The organism is Sporosarcina sp. GTC18466 (assembly GCF_055389225.1).
The window spans coordinates 943346-962445 of the sequence record NZ_AP044037.1; the positions used below are offsets into that span (position 1 = coordinate 943346).

The 19100-nt window shown below is 51.1% G+C and carries 18 protein-coding genes and 1 other annotated feature; of the genes, 5 read left to right on the forward strand and 13 right to left on the reverse strand.

Translation table 11 applies throughout. The features are described 5' to 3' along the window. Positions 1–243 precede the first annotated feature (243 nt). Positions 244–561 (forward strand): hypothetical protein, encoded by a 318-nt coding sequence (locus ACZ5FK_RS04695; protein WP_464806752.1) that lies wholly within the window; start codon positions 244–246, stop codon positions 559–561. A 51-nt stretch (positions 562–612) separates the two neighbouring features. Here ACZ5FK_RS04695 and ACZ5FK_RS04700 read toward each other — a convergent pair whose 3' ends face one another. Genes ACZ5FK_RS04700 through pepV form a run of 5 tightly spaced genes read right to left on the reverse strand, consistent with a single transcriptional unit; the run spans position 613 to position 5404 of the window. Then, entirely contained in the window at positions 613–1464 is an 852-nt protein-coding gene (locus ACZ5FK_RS04700; protein ID WP_464806753.1) for a YtnP family quorum-quenching lactonase, read from the reverse strand. Between the two features lie 18 nt (positions 1465–1482). Further along, complete coding sequence (trmB, locus tag ACZ5FK_RS04705; protein WP_464807363.1) at positions 1483–2130, reverse strand: tRNA (guanosine(46)-N7)-methyltransferase TrmB; 648 nt, start codon at positions 2128–2130, stop codon at positions 1483–1485. Positions 2131–2152: 22 nt separating this feature from the next. Continuing rightward, positions 2153–3139 carry a nuclease-related domain-containing protein gene (locus tag ACZ5FK_RS04710; protein ID WP_464806754.1) on the reverse strand — a complete coding sequence of 329 codons (987 nt, stop codon included), beginning with the start codon at positions 3137–3139 and terminating at the stop codon, positions 2153–2155. Between the two features lie 19 nt (positions 3140–3158). Further along, positions 3159–4007 (reverse strand): D-amino-acid transaminase, encoded by an 849-nt coding sequence (gene dat / locus ACZ5FK_RS04715; protein WP_464806755.1) that lies wholly within the window; start codon positions 4005–4007, stop codon positions 3159–3161. After that, positions 4007–5404: a dipeptidase PepV gene (gene pepV, locus ACZ5FK_RS04720; protein WP_464806756.1), complete on the reverse strand. Its 1398-nt coding sequence runs from the start codon at positions 5402–5404 to the stop codon at positions 4007–4009. The genes dat and pepV overlap by 1 nt, the downstream gene beginning before the upstream one ends. Positions 5405–5797: 393 nt before the next feature. Here pepV and ACZ5FK_RS04725 point away from each other — a divergent pair, with 393 nt between their 5' ends. Further along, the gene (locus tag ACZ5FK_RS04725; RefSeq protein ID WP_464806757.1) at positions 5798–6019 is read left to right on the forward strand and encodes a DeoR family transcriptional regulator; all 222 of its coding nucleotides are present in this window, start codon (positions 5798–5800) and stop codon (positions 6017–6019) included. Positions 6020–6076: 57 nt separating this feature from the next. Here the strand turns inward: ACZ5FK_RS04725 and ACZ5FK_RS04730 are convergent, their stop codons facing one another. Further along, complete coding sequence (locus tag ACZ5FK_RS04730; RefSeq protein ID WP_464806758.1) at positions 6077–6790, reverse strand: pseudouridine synthase; 714 nt, start codon at positions 6788–6790, stop codon at positions 6077–6079. Positions 6791–6795: 5 nt separating this feature from the next. After that, positions 6796–8409 carry a putative polysaccharide biosynthesis protein gene (locus ACZ5FK_RS04735; protein WP_464806759.1) on the reverse strand — a complete coding sequence of 538 codons (1614 nt, stop codon included), beginning with the start codon at positions 8407–8409 and terminating at the stop codon, positions 6796–6798. A 472-nt stretch (positions 8410–8881) separates the two neighbouring features. On the opposite strand from ACZ5FK_RS04735, the gene ACZ5FK_RS04740 reads away from it, so the two are divergent. Further along, positions 8882–10147: a BaiN/RdsA family NAD(P)/FAD-dependent oxidoreductase gene (locus ACZ5FK_RS04740; RefSeq protein WP_464806760.1), complete on the forward strand. Its 1266-nt coding sequence runs from the start codon at positions 8882–8884 to the stop codon at positions 10145–10147. Positions 10148–10532: 385 nt separating this feature from the next. On the opposite strand, the gene leuS is transcribed toward ACZ5FK_RS04740, so the two are convergent. The 4 genes from leuS to ACZ5FK_RS04760 form a co-directional block, all read right to left on the reverse strand. Further along, positions 10533–12950, reverse strand: a complete 2418-nt coding sequence (gene leuS, locus ACZ5FK_RS04745; RefSeq protein ID WP_464806761.1) for a leucine--tRNA ligase — start codon at positions 12948–12950, stop codon at positions 10533–10535. 86 nt (positions 12951–13036) lie between these two features. Next, positions 13037–13253, reverse strand: a binding site (T-box leader). A 65-nt stretch (positions 13254–13318) separates the two neighbouring features. Continuing rightward, positions 13319–13966: a 3-oxoacid CoA-transferase subunit B gene (locus ACZ5FK_RS04750; protein ID WP_464806762.1), complete on the reverse strand. Its 648-nt coding sequence runs from the start codon at positions 13964–13966 to the stop codon at positions 13319–13321. 18 nt (positions 13967–13984) lie between these two features. Further along, complete coding sequence (locus ACZ5FK_RS04755; RefSeq protein ID WP_464806763.1) at positions 13985–14671, reverse strand: CoA transferase subunit A; 687 nt, start codon at positions 14669–14671, stop codon at positions 13985–13987. Positions 14672–14785: 114 nt separating this feature from the next. Continuing rightward, on the reverse strand, positions 14786–15973 hold the full coding sequence (locus tag ACZ5FK_RS04760; protein ID WP_464806764.1) for an MDR family MFS transporter: 1188 nt from the start codon (positions 15971–15973) through the stop codon (positions 14786–14788). Between the two features lie 210 nt (positions 15974–16183). Between ACZ5FK_RS04760 and mnmL the strand changes: the two genes are divergently transcribed. Next, a complete protein-coding gene (gene mnmL, locus ACZ5FK_RS04765; RefSeq protein ID WP_464806765.1) occupies positions 16184–17143 on the forward strand; it encodes a tRNA modification radical SAM protein MnmL/YtqA in 960 nt (319 codons plus the stop codon). Further along, positions 17140–17760, forward strand: coding sequence for a tRNA 5-(aminomethyl)-2-thiouridylate-methyltransferase MnmM (gene mnmM, locus ACZ5FK_RS04770; RefSeq protein ID WP_464806766.1), 621 nt, complete (start codon positions 17140–17142; stop codon positions 17758–17760). The genes mnmL and mnmM overlap by 4 nt, the downstream gene beginning before the upstream one ends. Positions 17761–17814: 54 nt before the next feature. Here mnmM and ACZ5FK_RS04775 read toward each other — a convergent pair whose 3' ends face one another. Both ACZ5FK_RS04775 and ACZ5FK_RS04780 read right to left on the reverse strand, forming a co-directional pair. Beyond that, positions 17815–18540 (reverse strand): SDR family NAD(P)-dependent oxidoreductase, encoded by a 726-nt coding sequence (locus tag ACZ5FK_RS04775; protein WP_464806767.1) that lies wholly within the window; start codon positions 18538–18540, stop codon positions 17815–17817. Continuing rightward, positions 18540–19085: a DUF4825 domain-containing protein gene (locus ACZ5FK_RS04780; protein ID WP_464806768.1), complete on the reverse strand. Its 546-nt coding sequence runs from the start codon at positions 19083–19085 to the stop codon at positions 18540–18542. The genes ACZ5FK_RS04775 and ACZ5FK_RS04780 overlap by 1 nt, the downstream gene beginning before the upstream one ends. Between the last annotated feature and the right edge of the window lie 15 nt (positions 19086–19100).

The window sequence follows — 19100 nt, forward strand, 5'->3', positions numbered from 1 at the left end:
AACAAAATACTACACTATTAATTCCGACAATAAAACACTAAATCTTTTAAATTTGAAGAAATGATAGTTTAGTCCCTTTTTTCGAAATCCAGGCATCGGGAAAAGTTCATGCAAACCTGGAGTCCACATGGGCATGGCAACAAAAAAGGACGAGAGACACCAATTGGAACTTCATATACATCTCAGTGCGACAATCTCATGAATTATGTTACACTTGTAAGGAAACCGACCAGGGGGGTATGTATGATGAAAATGAAGGAATTCCTAGCCGGCGTGGCAACCGGGGTGGCTGCAGGCATTGTTGTGAATCAGGCAATGGAACGCATGGAGCTGAAAACTCCGGCAGAAGATGTGCTGGGCAATGTGAAAAGCGCCTTTAAGAAAGAGGGGCCGATCGACGGATCATGGATTGTCATGAAACCCGAACCGTTCAGCAATGGGGCCATTTCGATGGAAGTATACCGGGGCGGCATCTCCCGCATCAAAAACGGTACTTTGGAACAATATGAGTTTGCTGCAGATTCCAAGACTGGCACTGTTGTAGAATTGATTAAAAAATAATAAAACCGTCATGCCCCGGATATTCCCTCCGATTGGCATGACGGTTTTTTCTTATTCCTGTGCAGTCCGTGCAAGAGACTCCACGACTTTTTTGCCGGTTTCGTCGAATTTCACCATCCGGTACACGGCATCATGATAGAAGATGAATTTATAGCCCCCCGGCAGCGCCTCTTTCATCAGCCGCTCTTTTGCGAAAATGGATGCCATTGGATAATCATCATAGGCAAGCACCCAGAGAGGATTGCTGTGTGCGTGGGTCGGCATGATATCCCCCATATGGATGACCGTTTCCCCGTTTTGCGTGAGACGGATGATGCTATGTCCGTCGCTGTGGCCGCCTGTATGCTCCATTTCGATTCCCGGCATGATCTCAATCCGGTCACTGAATGTCTTCACTTGGTCCTGGATCGGCTCCCAGTTCTCTTTCCAGTACGTATTCGCGGACCGGATATTCGGATTCCGCATTTCATCCCACTCAATCTGCGACACGTAGATGTCCGCATCCGGGAAGAGAGAGACCAGCTTGCCGTCCTCCCAGCCTGTCAAGCCGGCCGCATGATCGTTATGCAGATGCGTCATCAGGATGATGTCGATATCGTTCGACGTAAGACCAAGCTCCTCCAGGCTCTCCTGGACTCTCGATTCAGCTCGAACACCGAGATTCCTTTTCTTTTTCTCATCCAATTTTCCTTTGCCAATACCCGAATCAATCAATATGTTTTTCCCCTTATATTGAAGAAGGATCGGGTCGGTGCGCAGTTCGATAAGGTTGTCATTATCGCACGCATACCGTTTTGACCAGAGGACTTTCGGCACAACACCGAACATTGTCCCGCCATCCAAGAAATTGACGCCGCCATCAAGCCAAGTAAGTTTCATATCGTGAAATGTGTATGTATCCATACAAACGTCCCCCTTCGGTTAATCGTTTTCGTAACGCGCCTCCAGCCGGTAAATCGGCTGCCCTTTCGCAGAAAACTTCTCTTCATATTCCGTCATGATATTGCCCGCGGGATCATCCGCATGAAGATCAAGCGACACATCCAGCAAGCGCATGCCATAATCCGTCAAGGAGATAAGCGAGAACTCGAACAGCTTTCGGTTATCCGTCTTGAAATGGATTTCGCCGCCCTGCTTCAGCACATGTTCGTATTTTTGAAGGAAGGATTCATGGGTCAGCCTTCTTTTCGCGTGCTTTGATTTCGGCCAAGGATCTGAGAAATTCAGATAAACCCTGTCCACTTGCCCGTCTCCGAATAATTCCTCGAGGTTTGCTCCATTTGCGCGAAGCAGCCTGAGATTCGAAGGCTTGTCCTTCTCGATCGCCTTCTCAAGCGCCGATACGATCACGCTGTCGAAATGCTCGATCCCGATGTAATTGATGTCAGGGTTCGCAAGTGCCATCCCGATGACAAACTGCCCTTTACCTGTTCCGACTTCCACATGGACCGGATGATCATTCCCAAATTCCTGTTTCCAATCAATTTCTTTCGCCCGATCTTCGGTGATCAGGATGTCCTCATGTTCTGCCATGAAGTCTTTTGCCCATGGTTTATTGCGTAACCGCATGTTCATCTACACTCATTTCTATTTAGTCTTCTGTCTTCTCTTCATCGTCAGCAGCTTGCTCGAATGATTCGAACAGGCGGCTCATCGCAGTCGTCTGCCCGACATCGAGAATCGCCTGTGCCGCTTTGAATTGATCACGCTTCATCGGGGATGTCGATTGCGCAAAATTGTTGAACCACTCACGATATGAGCGCCTGTCGATGACTCGGATATCGTAAGGCGTTCCCGGATAGTCGATATACCCGTTACGCGAAATGATCATTTTGCGGATCGGGAATTCGATGCCTCTTTGCGCAAACAGCCCCGACACAATCCGCTCCATCCGGTTCAGCGCAAGAACGGGATTCAGGACTTTCGATTCCTTCTCTCCGTACCGCTTCGTCCAGAAACGGTCGCTTCCCCCTTCATACGCCGCGGCATCCTGCCCTTCGACCACTGTGATGCATATGCAGGCAAGCGGCGTAAGCAGCAGAATATCGAGTTCGACCGGCGCTTTTTTCACCTTCAGGATCGGATAATAAAACAGCAGATAGCTGTCCGGAAGCTTCAGAGTCATTTCACGAAGCAATGAATCCCTAAGGAACTTTCCATCCACTCTCGATTTCTCCAGCATGGTGGAACTCGCCCACTTCATCTGAAAATGAAAGAGCTGGTCCACATACAGCTGCCGCAAATGGTCCAGGTCACGAGGCCGCGCGATGATATTCGGTTTAAAATCAAATTCCTCTTCCGCCGGTTCCGCGGCGGCCGCTGCCTCTGCATCACTTTCATTTTCCGTTCTTCTGCCAAACAGCCGGAGGAATGGAGAGAACCATTTCTCCTCCTCTGGCCGTTCCTCTTCCGGATGCTCCTCGGGCGCGGGTGCCAGCGACAATTCCGCCCCCGACTCCCATAAATATCTCATACGCTCCCATTGTGATTTCTTCAATCGGATGAACTGCGTCGGATAGCGCGATAAATCATTCTCATACCGAGAAATATAATCAAGCAGCTTCACAAGCTGCGCCATGGCAATCCCCCCGCTTCGATTACTCGCTCGCCGGCTCAGGAATTCTCCGGCTGAATGCGTCCTGCAGCTTCCTCGTCAATTCACCTGGCTTTCCTTCGCCGATCTTATGGTCATTGATCGAAATGACAGGTGTCACTTCTGCTGTTGTGGATGTGATGAAACACTCATCCATCGCAAGCGCTTCAATTGGCGTAAACCATGTTTCCACGGCCTGGATACCCAATTCCTCGCAAAGCTCAAGCACAACGCGTCGCGTAATACCGTTCAGGATCAAATTCGTCGCCGGGTGGGTATAGACGATTCCGTCTTTGATTCCGAAGAAGTTGGAAGACGATCCTTCCATCACGATGCCATCCCGGACGAAGAGCGCCTCCGCGCATCCTGCCTCGAACGCCTCCTGTTTCGCGAGGACATTGCCGAGCAGATTCAAGCTTTTGATGTCGCAGCGGAGCCAGCGCATATCATCGACGATCTTCACGGAAATCCCTTGCTCGATGTTTTTCAGCGGGCGGGGATTCTCAATCGCGTATGCCGTGATGACCGGGCTGACGTCAGAAGCTGGAAACTGATGCACACGCGGTGCCGATCCCCGGGTCGCCTGGATATATATATGGCCGGTGTCAATCTGATTATCCCGCACCAAGCGTTCTGCAACCTCGATCAATTGCTCTTTCGTATACGGCAAATCGATCTTGATCTTCTCTGCACTTTCAAAAAGGCGTGTGAAGTGCTCGCCTGCAGTGAACAGTTCGCCGCCATACACTTTCACCACCTCGTAGACGCCGTCCCCGAAATAGTAACCGCGGTCATCGATGGACAGCTTGAAGCCGTCCGCATCTGTATACTTGCCATCCACAAAATAAATCATTACTCGTTCTCCTTCCCTGCCAGCCTGCTGATTGCATCCGCATAGATGGCAGCTGCCTTCACTGCATCTTCTATATATACATATTCATCCGCCTGGTGCGCGACATCTTCCCTGCCAGGGAACAGCATGCCGAAAGCGACGCCTTTCTCAAGAACCCGGGCATATGTTCCTCCGCCGATCGCAAGCAATTCGGCCTCCTCGCCCGTATGGTCCGTATAGACAGCCTGGAGTGTCTTGATGAACGGATCTTCTGCATCGACATGGTGAGGAGCGGAGTTGGAGTGCACCTCCACCGCAAAACGTGAGCCTTCAAGTTTCCCCTCGCACATCTTCAATTTCTCATCAAACGGATAGGTGACTGAGTAACGCATGCTGACAGTGATAGCACCCCCGTGCTCCTCATCGAAAGTGACGATTCCAGCGTTCAATGTCGTATCGCCTGAAATCTCGTCCGTATAAGCGAGGTCCAAATGTCGCCCCCTGGATTCATTCCCGAATGCATCTACAAGAAAATCGGTAAAGTCTTTCGAAGAGCCCGGTTCCAGAATGCCATTCAGGAAAGCGCCAAGCAGGATTGCTGCATTCACGCCTTGATCCGGTTCCATTGCGTGTGCTGATTTCCCGTGCATCGTGATAACAGTATGGCCATCCATTTCTTTGAGTTCGCCAATGGCCGCATTATTTTTGAGATATTCTTCGAATTGGCCCCGGATCTCATCAGGCTTGCGGGAAAAGGACGCTTCCGCAAAATCAGGCACCATGTTCGTCCTGCTTCCGGCATGGAATTTCATCAGCTGCCCGTCTTTAGTGAATGGACGCTGACGGAAAACAATCTCTGCGATGCCTTTCTCTGCATTGATGATCGGGAAGTCGGCATCAGGGGCAAATCCGATAGTCGGCATCTCTTCGGTTTCAAAATACCGGTCCATGCAGCGGAAACCGCTCTCCTCATCAGCTCCGATGATCAGCCGGACGCGCTTCGCAAGAGCGATGCCCGAATCCTTCACCATCCGCATAGCATGCCATGCAGCCATCGTCGGGCCCTTATCGTCGATTGAACCGCGGCCGAACAGTTTCCCATCTTCTACGGTTCCATCGAATGGTCCATGCACCCAATTGCTTCCGGCTGGAACAACATCGACGTGGCAAAGGATCCCAAGCAGATCTTCCCCTTCTCCCATCTCAATATGTCCCGCTTTGTTATCGATATTTTTCACAGTGAACCCGGCGCGTCTCCCTTGCTCCAGCATCCAGTCCAGAGCACGCTTCGGTCCTGGACCGAACGGAGCCTCTTCTGTCGCTGAATCCTCATCTAAGACAGAGGGAATTGCAACCAGTTCCTGCAAATCCGCTACAAGCTGTTCTTCCCGCTTTTTTGCTTCCTGTTTCCAATCCATCAAAAAAAGCACCTTCTTTCAATAATCCCTACGGCTCGCGCAAGGTCGAATGAGCACGTATCAGTTATAACTATTTTCACACGACCGGCAAAGAAAATAAAGAAAAACAGAGGGGACCCCCCGTAAGATTTAAGGAAACCAGCTGAAACCATGATGCTTCCTGACTTCTGCCGGCTGTGTATGCATTTATTTTTAGGCAGGCACATAAAATCCATTAAATTCATGCACAATTAACAAAAATGGAGTATAATTATATTGTCAGAACATTACTCTGTCAGCTTCACGTTCGAAAGGAGTGCAAGGTCAGGAAAGATTTCACGAAACGAAAGGTAACATTCAAGCGTCACATGCCCATTGTTTTTGGAAAATGATGATGAAGGAGTGGTCCCCAAGTTGAATCCTGCAACTGATCGTATGCTTACCCGCGTTAAAGACGTCTATCTATACATTCTTGACAAAGGTACAGTAACTACAGAAAGTGTAGTCGAGGCCTTCGGTATCACGAACCGGACAGCACAGCGCGATTTGAATGTCCTCGAGTACAATGATTTGATTACCAGCCCGGCACGCGGAAAATGGACAACAACTGAGAAGAAAGTGAAATTGCCTTCATGACTTTGCATCCATAATCGAAAAAGAAGGACTGAACGGCAGCGCCGCTCAGCCCTTTTTTCATTTCCCGCCTATCAGCAGATCCAGTTCATCCTCTGTCACTTCACGATATTCCCCGAGTGCCAGCGACGCATCGAGCGCAAGTCCGCCCATGGACATTCTCTTTAAATAGACGACTCGCTTGCCCACAGCTTCGAACATCCGCTTCACCTGATGGAACTTCCCTTCTGTGATGGTCAATTCGATTTCTGACAGTTCCCCGGATTCCAGGATTACGAGATGGCCCGGTTTCGCTTCATAACCATCTTCGAGCGTAACGCCTTGCGCAAACTTCGCAACATCCTCCTCCGTCACCAGTCCGTCCACTTTCGCGTAATACGTTTTCGGCACTTCCTTTTTCGGCGACAGGATATTATGCGCAAGCTTCCCGTCGTTCGTAATGAGCAACATCCCTTCCGTGTCCTTATCGAGCCGGCCGACCGGGAACGGTTCGAAATGGCGGTCTTCCGGTTCCAGCAAGTCGATCACTGTCCTGTCACGGTTGTCTTCTGTGGCTGATACGACGCCAGGCGGTTTGTTCATCATCAGGTAGATGAACTCCCGATATTCCACCGTCTCGCCAAGAATCGTCACTTCATCCTTCCCGGTGTCAACGTGGAGTGCCGGATCTTTCACGGGGTCCCCGTTCACCTTGACAGCTCCGTTCTTCAGGAGCTTTTTCACTTCTTTCCGCGAGCCGTAGCCCATGTTTGCAAGCATTTTATCAAGCCGCATTTCAATCACCTTCCAAAGCCAAGTTTTTTCGTGATCCTCGCAAGCCGGTCACCGAACAGTTTCTGCGCAAGCCCTGTCTTGAGCGACAGGAGGCCGTATATGGCGGCCCCTACACCCCCGCAGATCAGGACATACAGCAACGCTTGCATTTTATTGCCTGCCGGGCTGATGGCAGTGAGCCCTTTCAATGTCGCAAAGACAGCAACAAACATGATCAAATTAAAAATGCCAATCAAGATCAAACGGCGTGTGACCATATTCGACTTGTAGTTCAGCTGTTTGCGGATGATATAAATATTGATGGCTACCGCGACGGCATAGCCGATTGCAGTTGCCGCAATGGCCCCATTCGTTTCGAACAATTTGATCAGAGGGATATTGATGATCATCTTGATGAGCAGTCCGAGCAGAGAGGTAAAAATGATCCACTTGTGCCGGTCGATCCCTTGCAGGATGGCCGCCGTTACGGAATATAAGCCGAACAGGATGGCGACTGGTGCGTAGCTGAACAAAACCGCTGCTCCCGCCGCATCTTTTTCATATAGGAACTGATAGGACTCGCTCGAGAGGGTCATCAGTCCGATCACCATCGGAACCGTCAGGAACAGCATGATCTGGAAGGTCTGGTCGAGTGACCGGTTGATGCCCTTCTGATCGTCTTTCGTAAAGTAATTCGTGATCACCGGAACGAGCGCCATCGAGAATCCTGTGGCCACCATGACCGGAATCATGACAATCTTATGGGTAGTGAAGTTGAGCATTGCCAGATAATCATCGGAAACGGCATCCAGTCCGATCGAATACATCGCTTTATTGAACGTCAGCATGTCCACAAACTGATAGAGGGGATTGATGACCCCGACAAGCACGAACGGAATTGTATAGCCGATGACTTCCCTGTACATGTCGAAGAAAGAGATGGCACTCGCCTGCTCGCCCGTTTCATATAGTTGATTGAATTCGGGTTTATATTTGCGCCAATACAGCACAAGCACGACGAGTCCCGCGAGAGCGCCGATAAAGGCGGCAAACACGGCGAAATTCACTGCCGTCCTTGGAGAAAGCCCGAGGACATTGACGACGAGGAAACCGCCGATCAAGACAACCCCAATCCTGACGATCTGTTCAACAAGTTGGGATACCGAGGTCGGCTCGAACTTCTGGTACCCTTGGAAAAATCCTCGGGTGATGCTCATGAGCGGAACGGCCAGTAGTGCGTAGCTGACCCATTTGATGACAGTCGTGACTTCTTCCACTGTGTAATTTTGGCCTTTCGATGCGATGACAATCCGTGCAATCGGCTCAGCCAGGAAGAACAGGACGAGGAACGAAAGGAAGCCGGACACCGCCATGACGAACATGCCTGACTTCATCAGTTTACGCCCGGTCGCAAAGTCGCCGGCTGCGTTATATTTCGATACAAATTTGGAAATGGCAAGAGGCGCACCGGAAATCGCTACGGCGAGCGCCAGGTTATATGGTATGTATGCATATTGATAAAGGCCGATATTCTCTTTGCCGATAATTGCGTAAAACGGAATGACATAAAATAGGCCGAGCGCTTTTGACAGGAACAGTCCAATTGTTAATATGGCAGTTCCTTTGACTAAGTTAGACATAGTTGATTCCTTTCATTCTCTCGCATGCCGCATGGCGGCGAAGCGCTGAAGTTGATCAGCCCTCCGGCTTTCAAGTCACCCGGGAGGCAAAATTACGCTATCTTACAGTTTACCCCCGGCTGCTTATTTTCACAATGAAAAACTCGCGGCTAGAAAGTTGTAAATGAAGTATTAAGTTATTTTCAACCTCAATTTTATTATCATCTATCCGGATTTCCGCTTCAGGAGGACGCTTTCCGCGGGCACGGCTTCAGAAGCTTCCCTCGCTACGCTCAGTCCAGGGTCTTCAGCTCGTGCTCTTCCCGCAGGAGTCGCCGCCTTCCGCTGCAATCCTAACATGTCTTTTCATTGAATAAATTTCAACCAGTAGCCCCGTTAAGATATACATTAAAAATAATCCCCTCTTTTGTACCTGTGACCAAATAGCTCCCTCATGTATAATGGAGGAAAAACGGAAAGTGTGGTTCTACCTATGTATGACGTCATAGTCATCGGCGGGGGTCCCTCCGGCCTGATGGCGTCGATTGCGGCTGCCGAGGGCGGAAGAAAAGTCCTGCTGCTGGATAAAGGAAAAAAACTTGGCCATAAATTATCGATTTCCGGCGGAGGGCGGTGCAATGTGACTAACCGCCTCCCTGCCGAGGAGATCATCAAACATATTCCAGGAAACGGACGCTTCCTCTATGGCCCGTTTTCCGTCTTCAGCAATCTTGATATCATCCGGTTTTTTGAAGGCCTCGGCGTTCCTCTGAAAGAGGAGGATCACGGCAGGATGTTCCCGGTATCCAATAAGGCGAAGGATGTCGTGAATGCGCTGCTTGCCGAGCTGGACCGGCTGCATGTCGAGATCCGTCTTGAGACTCGTGTGAAAAAGCTGCTGATGGATGAAGAGCAAATGCGCGGCGTCCGGCTTGATTCCGGTGAAGAAATACGGTCCCACGCAGTTGTCGTAGCAGTCGGAGGCAAGGCAGTTCCGCAAACCGGCTCGACCGGCGACGGCTATCCATGGGCGGAGCGGGCCGGCCATACGGTGACGGAACTGTTTCCGACCGAAGTGCCTCTGCTTTCTTCGGATCGGTTCATCAAATCATCCGAACTGCAAGGGCTGGCACTTCGCGACGTCGCGGTGTCCGTCCTGAATGCGAAAGGCAAGCCGCTGGTCACGCATCAGATGGATATGCTATTCACCCACTTCGGACTGAGCGGCCCTGCTATTTTGCGCTGCAGCCAATATGCCGTGAAAGAGATGAAGAAAAACGGCGGCAAGCCTGTGGAGGTACGGATCGATTCGATGCCGGACGCCAATGAAGAGCAAGTGCTCGCCCGCCTCCAAGCCATTTTGAAAGAAGATCCGAAAAAGTCGCTGAAAAACGCGTTCAAAGGGCTTGTCCCCGAGCGGTGGCTCCTTTTCCTGTTCGATCAGGCGGACATCGACAGCGCCGAAACAGGTGCGCGGGTTACGGGAGACCGGCTGCGGAATTTCGCACATCTGCTGAAGTCATTCATCGTCAATGTGAATGGCACGCAGCCGATGGAAAAAGCGTTTGTAACGGGCGGCGGCGTCTCCGTGAAAGAGATCGAGCCGAAGACGATGGCATCGAAGAAAAAAGCCGGCCTGTATTTCTGCGGAGAAATCCTCGATATCCACGGCTACACAGGCGGCTACAATATCACTTCAGCGCTCGTCACAGGCAGGATTGCGGGGATGAATGCGGGACTGTTTGCTGAAAACGATTGAGAAGGCTAAGCCGGGCCCTGCTTGCTGCTTCGCGTACATTTTGTATGCGGCGGCCGGCGGGTTCCCGGTTTTTTTATGCGCGTTTGTTGTCTGCGCCAAATTTATGCCGTTTTAGCCAGCCCCTTACCGAGCTGCGCACAAAAGCTCCGCCGCATACTTGAATCCTGCACGTGGATTGCTTCGAAAAACAGGCGGGTTGCTTACTTCCGCGGGCTGGTTGCTTCGATTTCGCTGTTGATTGCTCCGAAAGTCAAGAGCATTGCTTACAATCAGCTGTCAGTTGCTTCGAAACGCATGCCGATTGCTTGTTACTGCACTCACGATCAGACCACAAAAAAACCGCATGCCGGGAGAATGTTTCCCCGCATGCGGTTTTTGCAGCCGATCAATCGGCAGCGACAATATTTACAAGTCTTCCAGGAATCGCAATGATTTTCTTCAATTCCTTTCCGTCTGTCCATTGTTTCACGTCGGAATCCGCAAGCGCCGCCTGCTCCAGATCTTCCTTGGAAATATCTTTCGGCACATTGATTTTCGCACGGATCTTACCGTTGATTTGAACGGCAATTTCGACAGTGTCGTCGGTCAATTTCGATTCGTCATATGTCGGCCAAGCGGCATATGTAATGGAATCCGTATGGCCGAGTTTCTCCCATAGTTCTTCCGCGAAATGCGGAGTGATCGGAGAAATCATCGTGACGAAGCCTTCGACGTATTCTTTTGGAATCGAGTCCGCTTTGTATGCTTCATTGATGAAGACCATCATTTGCGAGATGGCGGTGTTGTTATGCATCGCCTCATAGTCTTCCGTCACTTTCTTCACGGTCTGGTTATAAACCTTTTCAAGCGGCCCGCCTGTTTCGTCTGTAATGATCTTGCTGAGCGTTCCGTCTTCATTCACAAGGAGGCGCCAAATCCGGTCCAGGAAGCGGCGTGCGCCATCGAGGCCATTTGTCGACCATGCTTTCGATGCGTCGAGCGGCCCCATGAACATTTCGTACAGACGCAGGGAGTCCGCGCCGTGCGAATGGACGATATCGTCAGGATTGACGACATTTCCTTTCGATTTGGACATCTTCTCATTGCCCTCTCCGAGGATCATCCCTTGGTTGAACAGCTTCTGGAATGGCTCTTTCGTCTTCACGACACCGACGTCATAGAGGACTTTGTGCCAGAAACGGGCATACAGCAAGTGGAGCACCGCGTGTTCTGCACCGCCGACATAAATGTCGACTGGAAGCCAGCGTTCCGCTAGTTCCGGATCGACAAGCATTTCGTCATTCTTCGGATCGATATAGCGGAGGTAGTACCAGCAGCTGCCCGCCCATTGCGGCATCGTATTCGTCTCGCGGCGGCCTTTCATTCCTGTTTCAGGGTCGACGACGTTCACCCATTCCTCGATATTCGCAAGCGGCGATTCACCAGTTCCGCTCGGCTTGATGTTCGATGTCTTCGGCAGCATGAGCGGCAATTCTGACTCATCGACCGTCGTCATCGATCCGTCTTCCCAGTGGATGATCGGAATCGGCTCGCCCCAATAGCGCTGGCGGGAGAACAGCCAGTCACGGAGACGGTAGGTGATTTTCCGTTCGCCTTTGCCCTTTTCTTCGAACCATTCGATCGCTTTGCTGATCGCTTCCTCTTTATCCAATCCGTCCAGGAAGCCCGAATTGATGTGCTTGCCGTCACCGGTATAAGCCTCTTTCGAGATGTCGCCGCCTTCTACTACTTCGACAATCGGCAAATCGAAAGTCTTCGCGAATTCATAATCACGCTCATCATGCGCCGGCACCGCCATGATGGCGCCTGTGCCATAGGAAGCGAGGACGTAGTCGGCAATCCAGATCGGCATTTTCTCGCCGCTTGCCGGATTGATTGCATAGGCGCCGGTGAAAACGCCTGTTTTCTCCTTCGCAAGGTCCGTCCGTTCAAGATCGCTCTTTGATTTCACTTTATCGAGATATGCTGCGACTGCACTCTTCTGCTCTTCTGTCGTAATCTGCTCGACCAGTTTATGCTCAGGCGCCAGCACCGCGTAGGTCGCCCCGAAAATCGTGTCCGGTCTCGTTGTAAATACTTCGAATGAAACCCCTTTGCCGTCGACATCGAATGTCAGTTGCGCGCCTTCCGAACGGCCGATCCAGTTCCGCTGCATGTCTTTCAGGCTGTCAGGCCAATCAAGGTCGTCTAGATCCTCAAGCAGGCGGTCCGCATATTCCGTAATTTTCAGCACCCACTGGCGCATCGGACGGCGCTCGACCGGATGGCCGCCGCGCTCCGATTTTCCGTCGATGACTTCTTCGTTCGCAAGCACCGTGCCGAGAGCCGGGCACCAGTTGACAGGCACTTCGTCAACATAAGCGAGGCCGCGGTTATAAAGCTGGATGAAGATCCATTGCGTCCATTTGTAGTAAGCAGGATCTGTCGTATTGATCTCGCGGTCCCAGTCGTATGAGAAGCCGAGCTCATTCATCTGGCGCTTGAACGTAGCAATATTTTTCGCCGTGAATTCAGCCGGGTCATTTCCTGTATCAAGAGCGTACTGCTCAGCAGGAAGTCCGAACGCATCCCAGCCCATCGGATGAAGTACATTGTATCCCTGTTTACGCTTGAACTGGCTTAGGATATCCGTCGCGATATAGCCGAGCGGATGTCCGACGTGAAGGCCGGCGCCGGATGGATATGGGAACATATCTAGCGCGTAGAATTTCGGCTTCGACGGATCATTCACCGTCTTGAAAGTCTTATGGTCATTCCAGTATTGCTGCCATTTCTTTTCGATCTGCAAGTGATTGTAGCTCATCGTGCATTCATTCCTTCCATCATTTATTCCGGACAGCTCCGGAAACAGTGCGGGAACATAAAAAAACTCCCGTCCCTTATGCCATCATAAGGGACGAGAGTCGTATATGCTCCCGCGGTGCCACCCACATTGGCGGATTGCTCCGCCCACTCGCTCTGTAACGCCAGAGTGGCGGCACCGGTTACTGTCAGTTCACCCGTGCAGGCTCGGAGGCGAGTTCATCGTCGAATCGTACAGGCTTGCACCGGCCGCCTGCTCTCTAAACCGATCGCTTCGATTACTGCTCCTCTTCAATGCCAAACATATAGATACGGATATTTTATTGTAGTGTACCCTAAAACGTGCGGAAGTACAACTTCTTTTTCAGTTTACTGTGTAACGCTGGAAACATCCAGCTCTGCATCTGTTGAATCCACGACATCCTGGACCGTGAACCCTTCGAACACTTCCCTAAGGACAAGTCCATCCGGTGTCACCTCGATCAGTGCGCGCTCCGTGATGATCTTATCGACGACCTCCTTGCCTGTGAGCGGCAGCGTACATTCTTTCCGGATCTTCGGCGTGCCGTCTTTTGCGGTATGATCCATGATGACGATGATTTTCTTCGCGCCGTGGACAAGGTCCATCGCGCCTCCCATCCCTTTGATCATTTTGCCGGGGATCATCCAGTTGGCGAGATCCCCTTTTTCGGAAACTTCCATGCCGCCAAGGATGGCCACATCGATATGACCGCCCCGAATCATTGCGAATGATTCGGCGTTATTGAAATACGCTGCACCTGGAATAGCGGTGACCGTCTCTTTTCCCGCATTGATGAGATCCGGATCGACCTCATCTTTCGTAGGATATGGCCCGATGCCGAGCAGCCCGTTCTCGGATTGCAGGACGACCGTTTTATCATCCGAAATATAGTTCGCCACAAGGGTCGGCATGCCGATTCCAAGATTCACATAGTCTCCATCGTTGATTTCCTTTTCTGCGCGGCGCGCAATGCGTTCTCTGTAATTGACTGTCATCGTTCCCATTCCCCTTTCTTATCGAGTTGTCAGGCGCTCAATCCGTTTTTCCTGTTTCGCTTGCAGAAGGCCTTGCACATAGATGCTAGGTGTGTGTACCGTATTTGGATCAAGGTCTCCTGTCTCGACAAGCTCCTCGACTTCAGCGATCGTGAATCTGCCTGCCGCCGCCATCATCGGATTGAAATTCTGCGCCGTCTTGTTATAGATGAGGTTGCCGAATTTATCCGCTTTTGCAGCACGGACAAGGGCGAAGTCAGCAGTCAGCGCCTCTTCAAGGACGTATTCCTTGCCGCCGAATACGCGTGTCTCTTTCCCTTCCGCCACGCTTGTGCCGACTCCGGCCGGGGTGTAGAATGCAGGAATGCCTGCACCGCCTGCACGGATCTTCTCTGCCAGCGTCCCCTGCGGCGTCAGTTCGACTTCAATCTCGCCTGAAAGCACTTGGCGTTCAAACTCCTTGTTCTCTCCAACATAAGAGCCGATCATCTTCTTGATCTGCTTCTCTTTCAGCAGCAGACCAAGCCCCCAATCGTCAACTCCGCAGTTATTGGAGATGATTGTCAGATCCTTCACCCCGGATTCAACTAGCGCCAAGATGAGCTGCTCGGGAATGCCGACGAGCCCGAAGCCGCCAACCATAAGTGTTGCGCCGTCCTTGATCTGTGAAACCGCTTCCTTCGCGGTTTGATAAATCGGTTTCATGAATAAAATCCCCCTATTCCGCAAGCGTTTTTTGTAAATACATCTCAATTCTATTAAAACAAACTATTTCGGACGTTGCAATATTTCAGGGTGCGCAAAAACCGGAGCCCCTGTTTACAGGTTCTCCGGTTTCGGATTTTCGGCAGATTTCATCGGCCGGTCATATAGCAGCGTTGTAATGATGGAAATGCTCATGAACGCCGTCAGGATGAGCAGCATGGCGTGCATATTGTACATCTCGACTAGGACCCCGCCAGCGAAAGGGCCGATCATCCTTCCGATCGTGGCTGTCGAGTTGACGATCCCTTGATAGAAACCGTCCTTCCCTTTCGGCGCCAGCTGGCTCGCAAGCGCTGGAATTGCCGGCCAGACTAGCATTTCCCCGAATGTCAGGATGACCATCGAAGCGATGAACATCTTGAAAGTGCCCGCATAGCTGACCAGAATGAATGAAACGATGAAAATCGACAGGCCGATGATCATCTGGGTCTTCAGCTGATGCTCCAGTTTTTTGATCAGCGGCTTGATGATCGGCTGTCCAAGTACGATCAACGCACCGTTCAACGCCCAAATCGAGCTGTATTGGGTCAAGGAGACACCGACAGAAAGTGCATGTGTGGATATCGTCGTCGACCATTGGGAGTAGACGAGCCATGTAAGAAGATAACCGCTTGTCAGAATGAGCAACGCATAGAACGGCGCCTTTTTCTTGATCGGTGCGGTTTCACGGAATACGTCCGTATGCCGGTCCGGCGCGATGGTGAGTTTCTTATAGCCGAAATAGGCGATGAAGAGGAACAGGATATAAAATGCCAAGTTCGCCCCAAAAATATAATCGATATGGAATGAGGCCACAACTCCCGCCAGCGCAGGACCGATCGCTACACCGACATTTTGCGCCAGATAAATCGAGTTGAACGCTTTCCGGCCGCCTTCCGGCCAGATGGTGCCGACCATTGCATACATACTCGGGAAAATGATTCCCCCGCTGAATCCGAGGATTGTCAGGAAGACGATGTACGGATACCAGCCATGCCAAAAGACGAGCCCGACGAGGACAAGGACCGAGATGGAAATTCCGGTCATGATGGAACGATACCCGCCGATTTTATCGAATAAGAAACCGCCAAGCAGGTTCCCGATGACACCCGCCCCTGAATTCGCCATCAGCACAAGCCCCGCAACAGCTAGCGACTTCCCTAGGTAATCGTGCATATATATCGTATTCAACGGCCAAAGGAACGAGTTGCCGATGACGTTGACGAACATACCAATGACGAGCAGCCACACTTTTTTAGGCATTCCTCCACCCCCAATCTGTCAAAATATAGTTTGAGTGTATGCTTTTTCACGAAAGCCGGCAAGATATTCCCGCTATGTTCCATAATTCAGAGCATGCAGGCATTTCTGGCCTCCATTATCCGCCTATACCCTATTTCAACAGTTACATGACAGAAACGCTGAAAACATTATGCTTCATGGTACAATCTATTTCGTAAGGAGTGATCATCTTTGGAAAAGGAATTATTTCCGTTCCCTTCAGAAGGAAAACGGTATCATACATGGTCGAGGCACCTGAAGGATGAATTCGGCTGCAAAGTCTTCAAAGTTTCATTGGATGCAGGATTTGACTGCCCGAACCGCGACGGCACGGTCGCCCATGGCGGCTGCACTTTTTGCAGCGCGGCAGGTTCGGGAGATTTCGCGGGGGACCGCGCTAAACCGATCGGCGACCAATTTGCCGAAGTTCTGGCTTCCATGCACCGCAAATGGAAAAATGGCAAGTATATGGCGTATTTCCAGGCATATACGAACACGCACGCCCCGCTGCCCGTCCTGAAAGATAAATTCGAAGCCGCCCTTCAGCAGGAAGGTGTAGTCGGACTGTCGATCGCCACGCGTCCCGATTGCCTGCCCGATGACGTCGTCGACTATCTCGCCGAATTGAACGAGAGGACCTACCTGTGGGTGGAACTTGGCCTGCAGACGGTGCATGAAGAGACTGCGAAGCTCGTAAACCGGGCGCATGACTACATGGCGTTCACAGATGGCGTCCGCAAATTGCGCGATCGCGGCATCCGGGTCTGCACACATATCATCAATGGCCTTCCGGGGGAAGATCATGGCATGATGATGGAAACAGTCCGAAAGGTTGCAGCCCTTGATGTACAGGGGATCAAAATCCACCTGCTCCACTTGCTTAAAGGGACGCCGATGGTAAAGCAATATGAGAAAGGGCTGCTCGAATTCCTTGGCCAAGACGAGTATATCTCCCTTGTCGTAGATCAGCTGGAAATCTTGCCTCCGGACATGATCATCCACCGCATCACGGGCGACGGACCGATCGACCTGCTCATCGGCCCGATGTGGAGCGCGTCGAAATGGGATGTTCTGAACGGAATCGACCGGGAACTTGCACGGCGCGGCAGCTGGCAAGGAAAATATTATGAAAAGGCAGTGGAATTGATATGAACAGCTCCATCACGCTGCACCGCGTCCTGCCATACGCAAAGAGACTGATCAAAAGCATTGTCGAACAAGGGGATACTGTCGTAGATGCGACTGCTGGAAACGGCAACGATACACTATTCCTCGCTGAACTCGTCGGACAGGAAGGGCATGTTGCGGCCTTCGACATACAAAAAGCGGCACTTGAGAAGACAAAGGAGAGACTCGGTGAACTGAGCAGCCGGGTTACACTCATCCATGATAGCCATGCAAACGTAGCGGACCACGTGAACGAGCCGATCGGAGGCGCCATGTTCAATCTCGGCTATCTTCCATACGGTGAGGATCTGTCCATCATTACAAAACCACAATCCACGATCCAAGCTGTACAGGCACTCGCCATTCTTCTGAAAAAAGGCGGCATTATCACAATCTCTGTTTACGATGGCCACGAAGGCGGAAAGGAAGAACGGGATGCCCTCTTAAGCTTCGTCAGACAAATCCATCAGGCGGACATGCATGTCATCCGCTACGAACTGCTGAACGTCCGGAACAACCCGCCTTTCCTCATTGCACTGGAGAAAGTAAGGGATTTCAGCGAACTCCGTCTTGTGGAAGAGCAAGGAATTTTAAGAGACTGACTGGAAATGAAGAAAAACGCCATGCTTGAGTACAAGCGGGCGTTTTTCTCTTTATCAAAAATTCCGTATGTCAGCGATCGGGTCACCATCCAGCCGATCAAACTCTGTTTGCATGAAATCGATCAGTTTCCGCGCGGTCTCCTCAGCTGAACTCAGGAGCCCTTTTTCCTTATAATCAATAAACCGCGACAGAAGAGGGAAATCCTTCTCTTCGCTGGAACGGATCGTCTCCTGCATCCCTGTGTCGATGATGCCTGGAGCGATCGAGACCACCTTCACCGGATAGCTTGCCGCCTGCTGCTCCATAGAGACGACACGCGAGAAATGATCAAGGCCTGCCTTCGTTGCGCAATAAACGCCCCACCCTTCATATGCGTTTCGGCCGGCTCCTGATGAAATGTTCATGATGCGTTTCGGTCCGCTGAATCCAGCGAGTACCGCTATGAACTCGTTGGCAAGGACGACCGGCGCTGTCAGATTTACGCTGACCGCCCGCCCGATCAATTCCGGATCCAGTGAACCCGCCGGCCCGATCGGCTCCACTGTCCCCGCATTATTGACCAATGTGAACGAGGAAGCCCCTTCCCGTGTCTTGGATATGATCTCTTTCAACACATGGCTGAGTGATGCTGTATCTTCCAAGTCGATTGTAAAGAAGTCTTTTACGGCACCCGGATTGGTCCGCGCCATCCCGAATACACGACTCCCGCTTTTACTTAGCTGTTTCAGCAGTTCACTGCCGATGCCCTTTGAAGCCCCTGTAATTATATAGATATCCATCAATCCTGTTCCCCTTCCGTGAACGTAAATAGCCATTCATCAATATCATCCTGTTTCAAAGGTTTCTGCACATGCTTGGCAAATCCATCTGCGGTCTTCAGCTCTTGCCATGTATCGCCGTACCATTTCTCTACGTCCTCACGGGAAGCACTTACCGTCCTGTCTGAAAAATCCAAGTGAACTGTCCCCAGATTATGAATCAGAACAAATGCAGCCGTCGAATTGTATAAGAAAACTTTTTTCGACTCTTCATTCCAAGTAGTATTGTAGTGGATCACTGCAGAATAATGATACGGATCCAGCTCTATTCCTGTTTTATACTCACTAAGCGGCAACGACTGGAATAAGTTGCCCATATTCGAGGCGTCTCCCATATAATCACTTTCGAAGGGCAGCGAATTTGCAAAATCATGTGATAACGGGCTTTGCTGCAGTTTTTCCTCACCGACCTTCGCCTTCCCGGGAATTTCCACGTAAGCGATCCAAATATAGATTGGAATCGCGAGAATAGCGATCAATCCAATTATCAACCGTCGTTTGTCCAACGTTCTCCCCCATCT

What these genes read in the sequence shown, in the direction of transcription:
- ACZ5FK_RS04695 (WP_464806752.1), top strand. Translation starts at nt 244, where the DNA reads ATGATGAAAATGAAGGAATTCCTAGCCGGCGTGGCAACCGGGGTGGCT.
- ACZ5FK_RS04700 (WP_464806753.1), bottom strand. Translation starts at nt 1,464, where the DNA reads ATGGATACATACACATTTCACGATATGAAACTTACTTGGCTTGATGGC.
- trmB (WP_464807363.1), bottom strand. Translation starts at nt 2,130, where the DNA reads ATGCGGTTACGCAATAAACCATGGGCAAAAGACTTCATGGCAGAACAT.
- ACZ5FK_RS04710 (WP_464806754.1), bottom strand. Translation starts at nt 3,139, where the DNA reads ATGGCGCAGCTTGTGAAGCTGCTTGATTATATTTCTCGGTATGAGAAT.
- dat (WP_464806755.1), bottom strand. Translation starts at nt 4,007, where the DNA reads ATGATTTATTTTGTGGATGGCAAGTATACAGATGCGGACGGCTTCAAG.
- pepV (WP_464806756.1), bottom strand. Translation starts at nt 5,404, where the DNA reads ATGGATTGGAAACAGGAAGCAAAAAAGCGGGAAGAACAGCTTGTAGCG.
- ACZ5FK_RS04730 (WP_464806758.1), bottom strand. Translation starts at nt 6,790, where the DNA reads ATGCGGCTTGATAAAATGCTTGCAAACATGGGCTACGGCTCGCGGAAA.
- ACZ5FK_RS04735 (WP_464806759.1), bottom strand. Translation starts at nt 8,409, where the DNA reads ATGTCTAACTTAGTCAAAGGAACTGCCATATTAACAATTGGACTGTTC.
- ACZ5FK_RS04740 (WP_464806760.1), top strand. Translation starts at nt 8,882, where the DNA reads ATGTATGACGTCATAGTCATCGGCGGGGGTCCCTCCGGCCTGATGGCG.
- leuS (WP_464806761.1), bottom strand. Translation starts at nt 12,950, where the DNA reads ATGAGCTACAATCACTTGCAGATCGAAAAGAAATGGCAGCAATACTGG.
- ACZ5FK_RS04750 (WP_464806762.1), bottom strand. Translation starts at nt 13,966, where the DNA reads ATGACAGTCAATTACAGAGAACGCATTGCGCGCCGCGCAGAAAAGGAA.
- ACZ5FK_RS04755 (WP_464806763.1), bottom strand. Translation starts at nt 14,671, where the DNA reads ATGAAACCGATTTATCAAACCGCGAAGGAAGCGGTTTCACAGATCAAG.
- ACZ5FK_RS04760 (WP_464806764.1), bottom strand. Translation starts at nt 15,973, where the DNA reads ATGCCTAAAAAAGTGTGGCTGCTCGTCATTGGTATGTTCGTCAACGTC.
- mnmM (WP_464806766.1), top strand. Translation starts at nt 17,140, where the DNA reads ATGAACAGCTCCATCACGCTGCACCGCGTCCTGCCATACGCAAAGAGA.
- ACZ5FK_RS04775 (WP_464806767.1), bottom strand. Translation starts at nt 18,540, where the DNA reads ATGGATATCTATATAATTACAGGGGCTTCAAAGGGCATCGGCAGTGAA.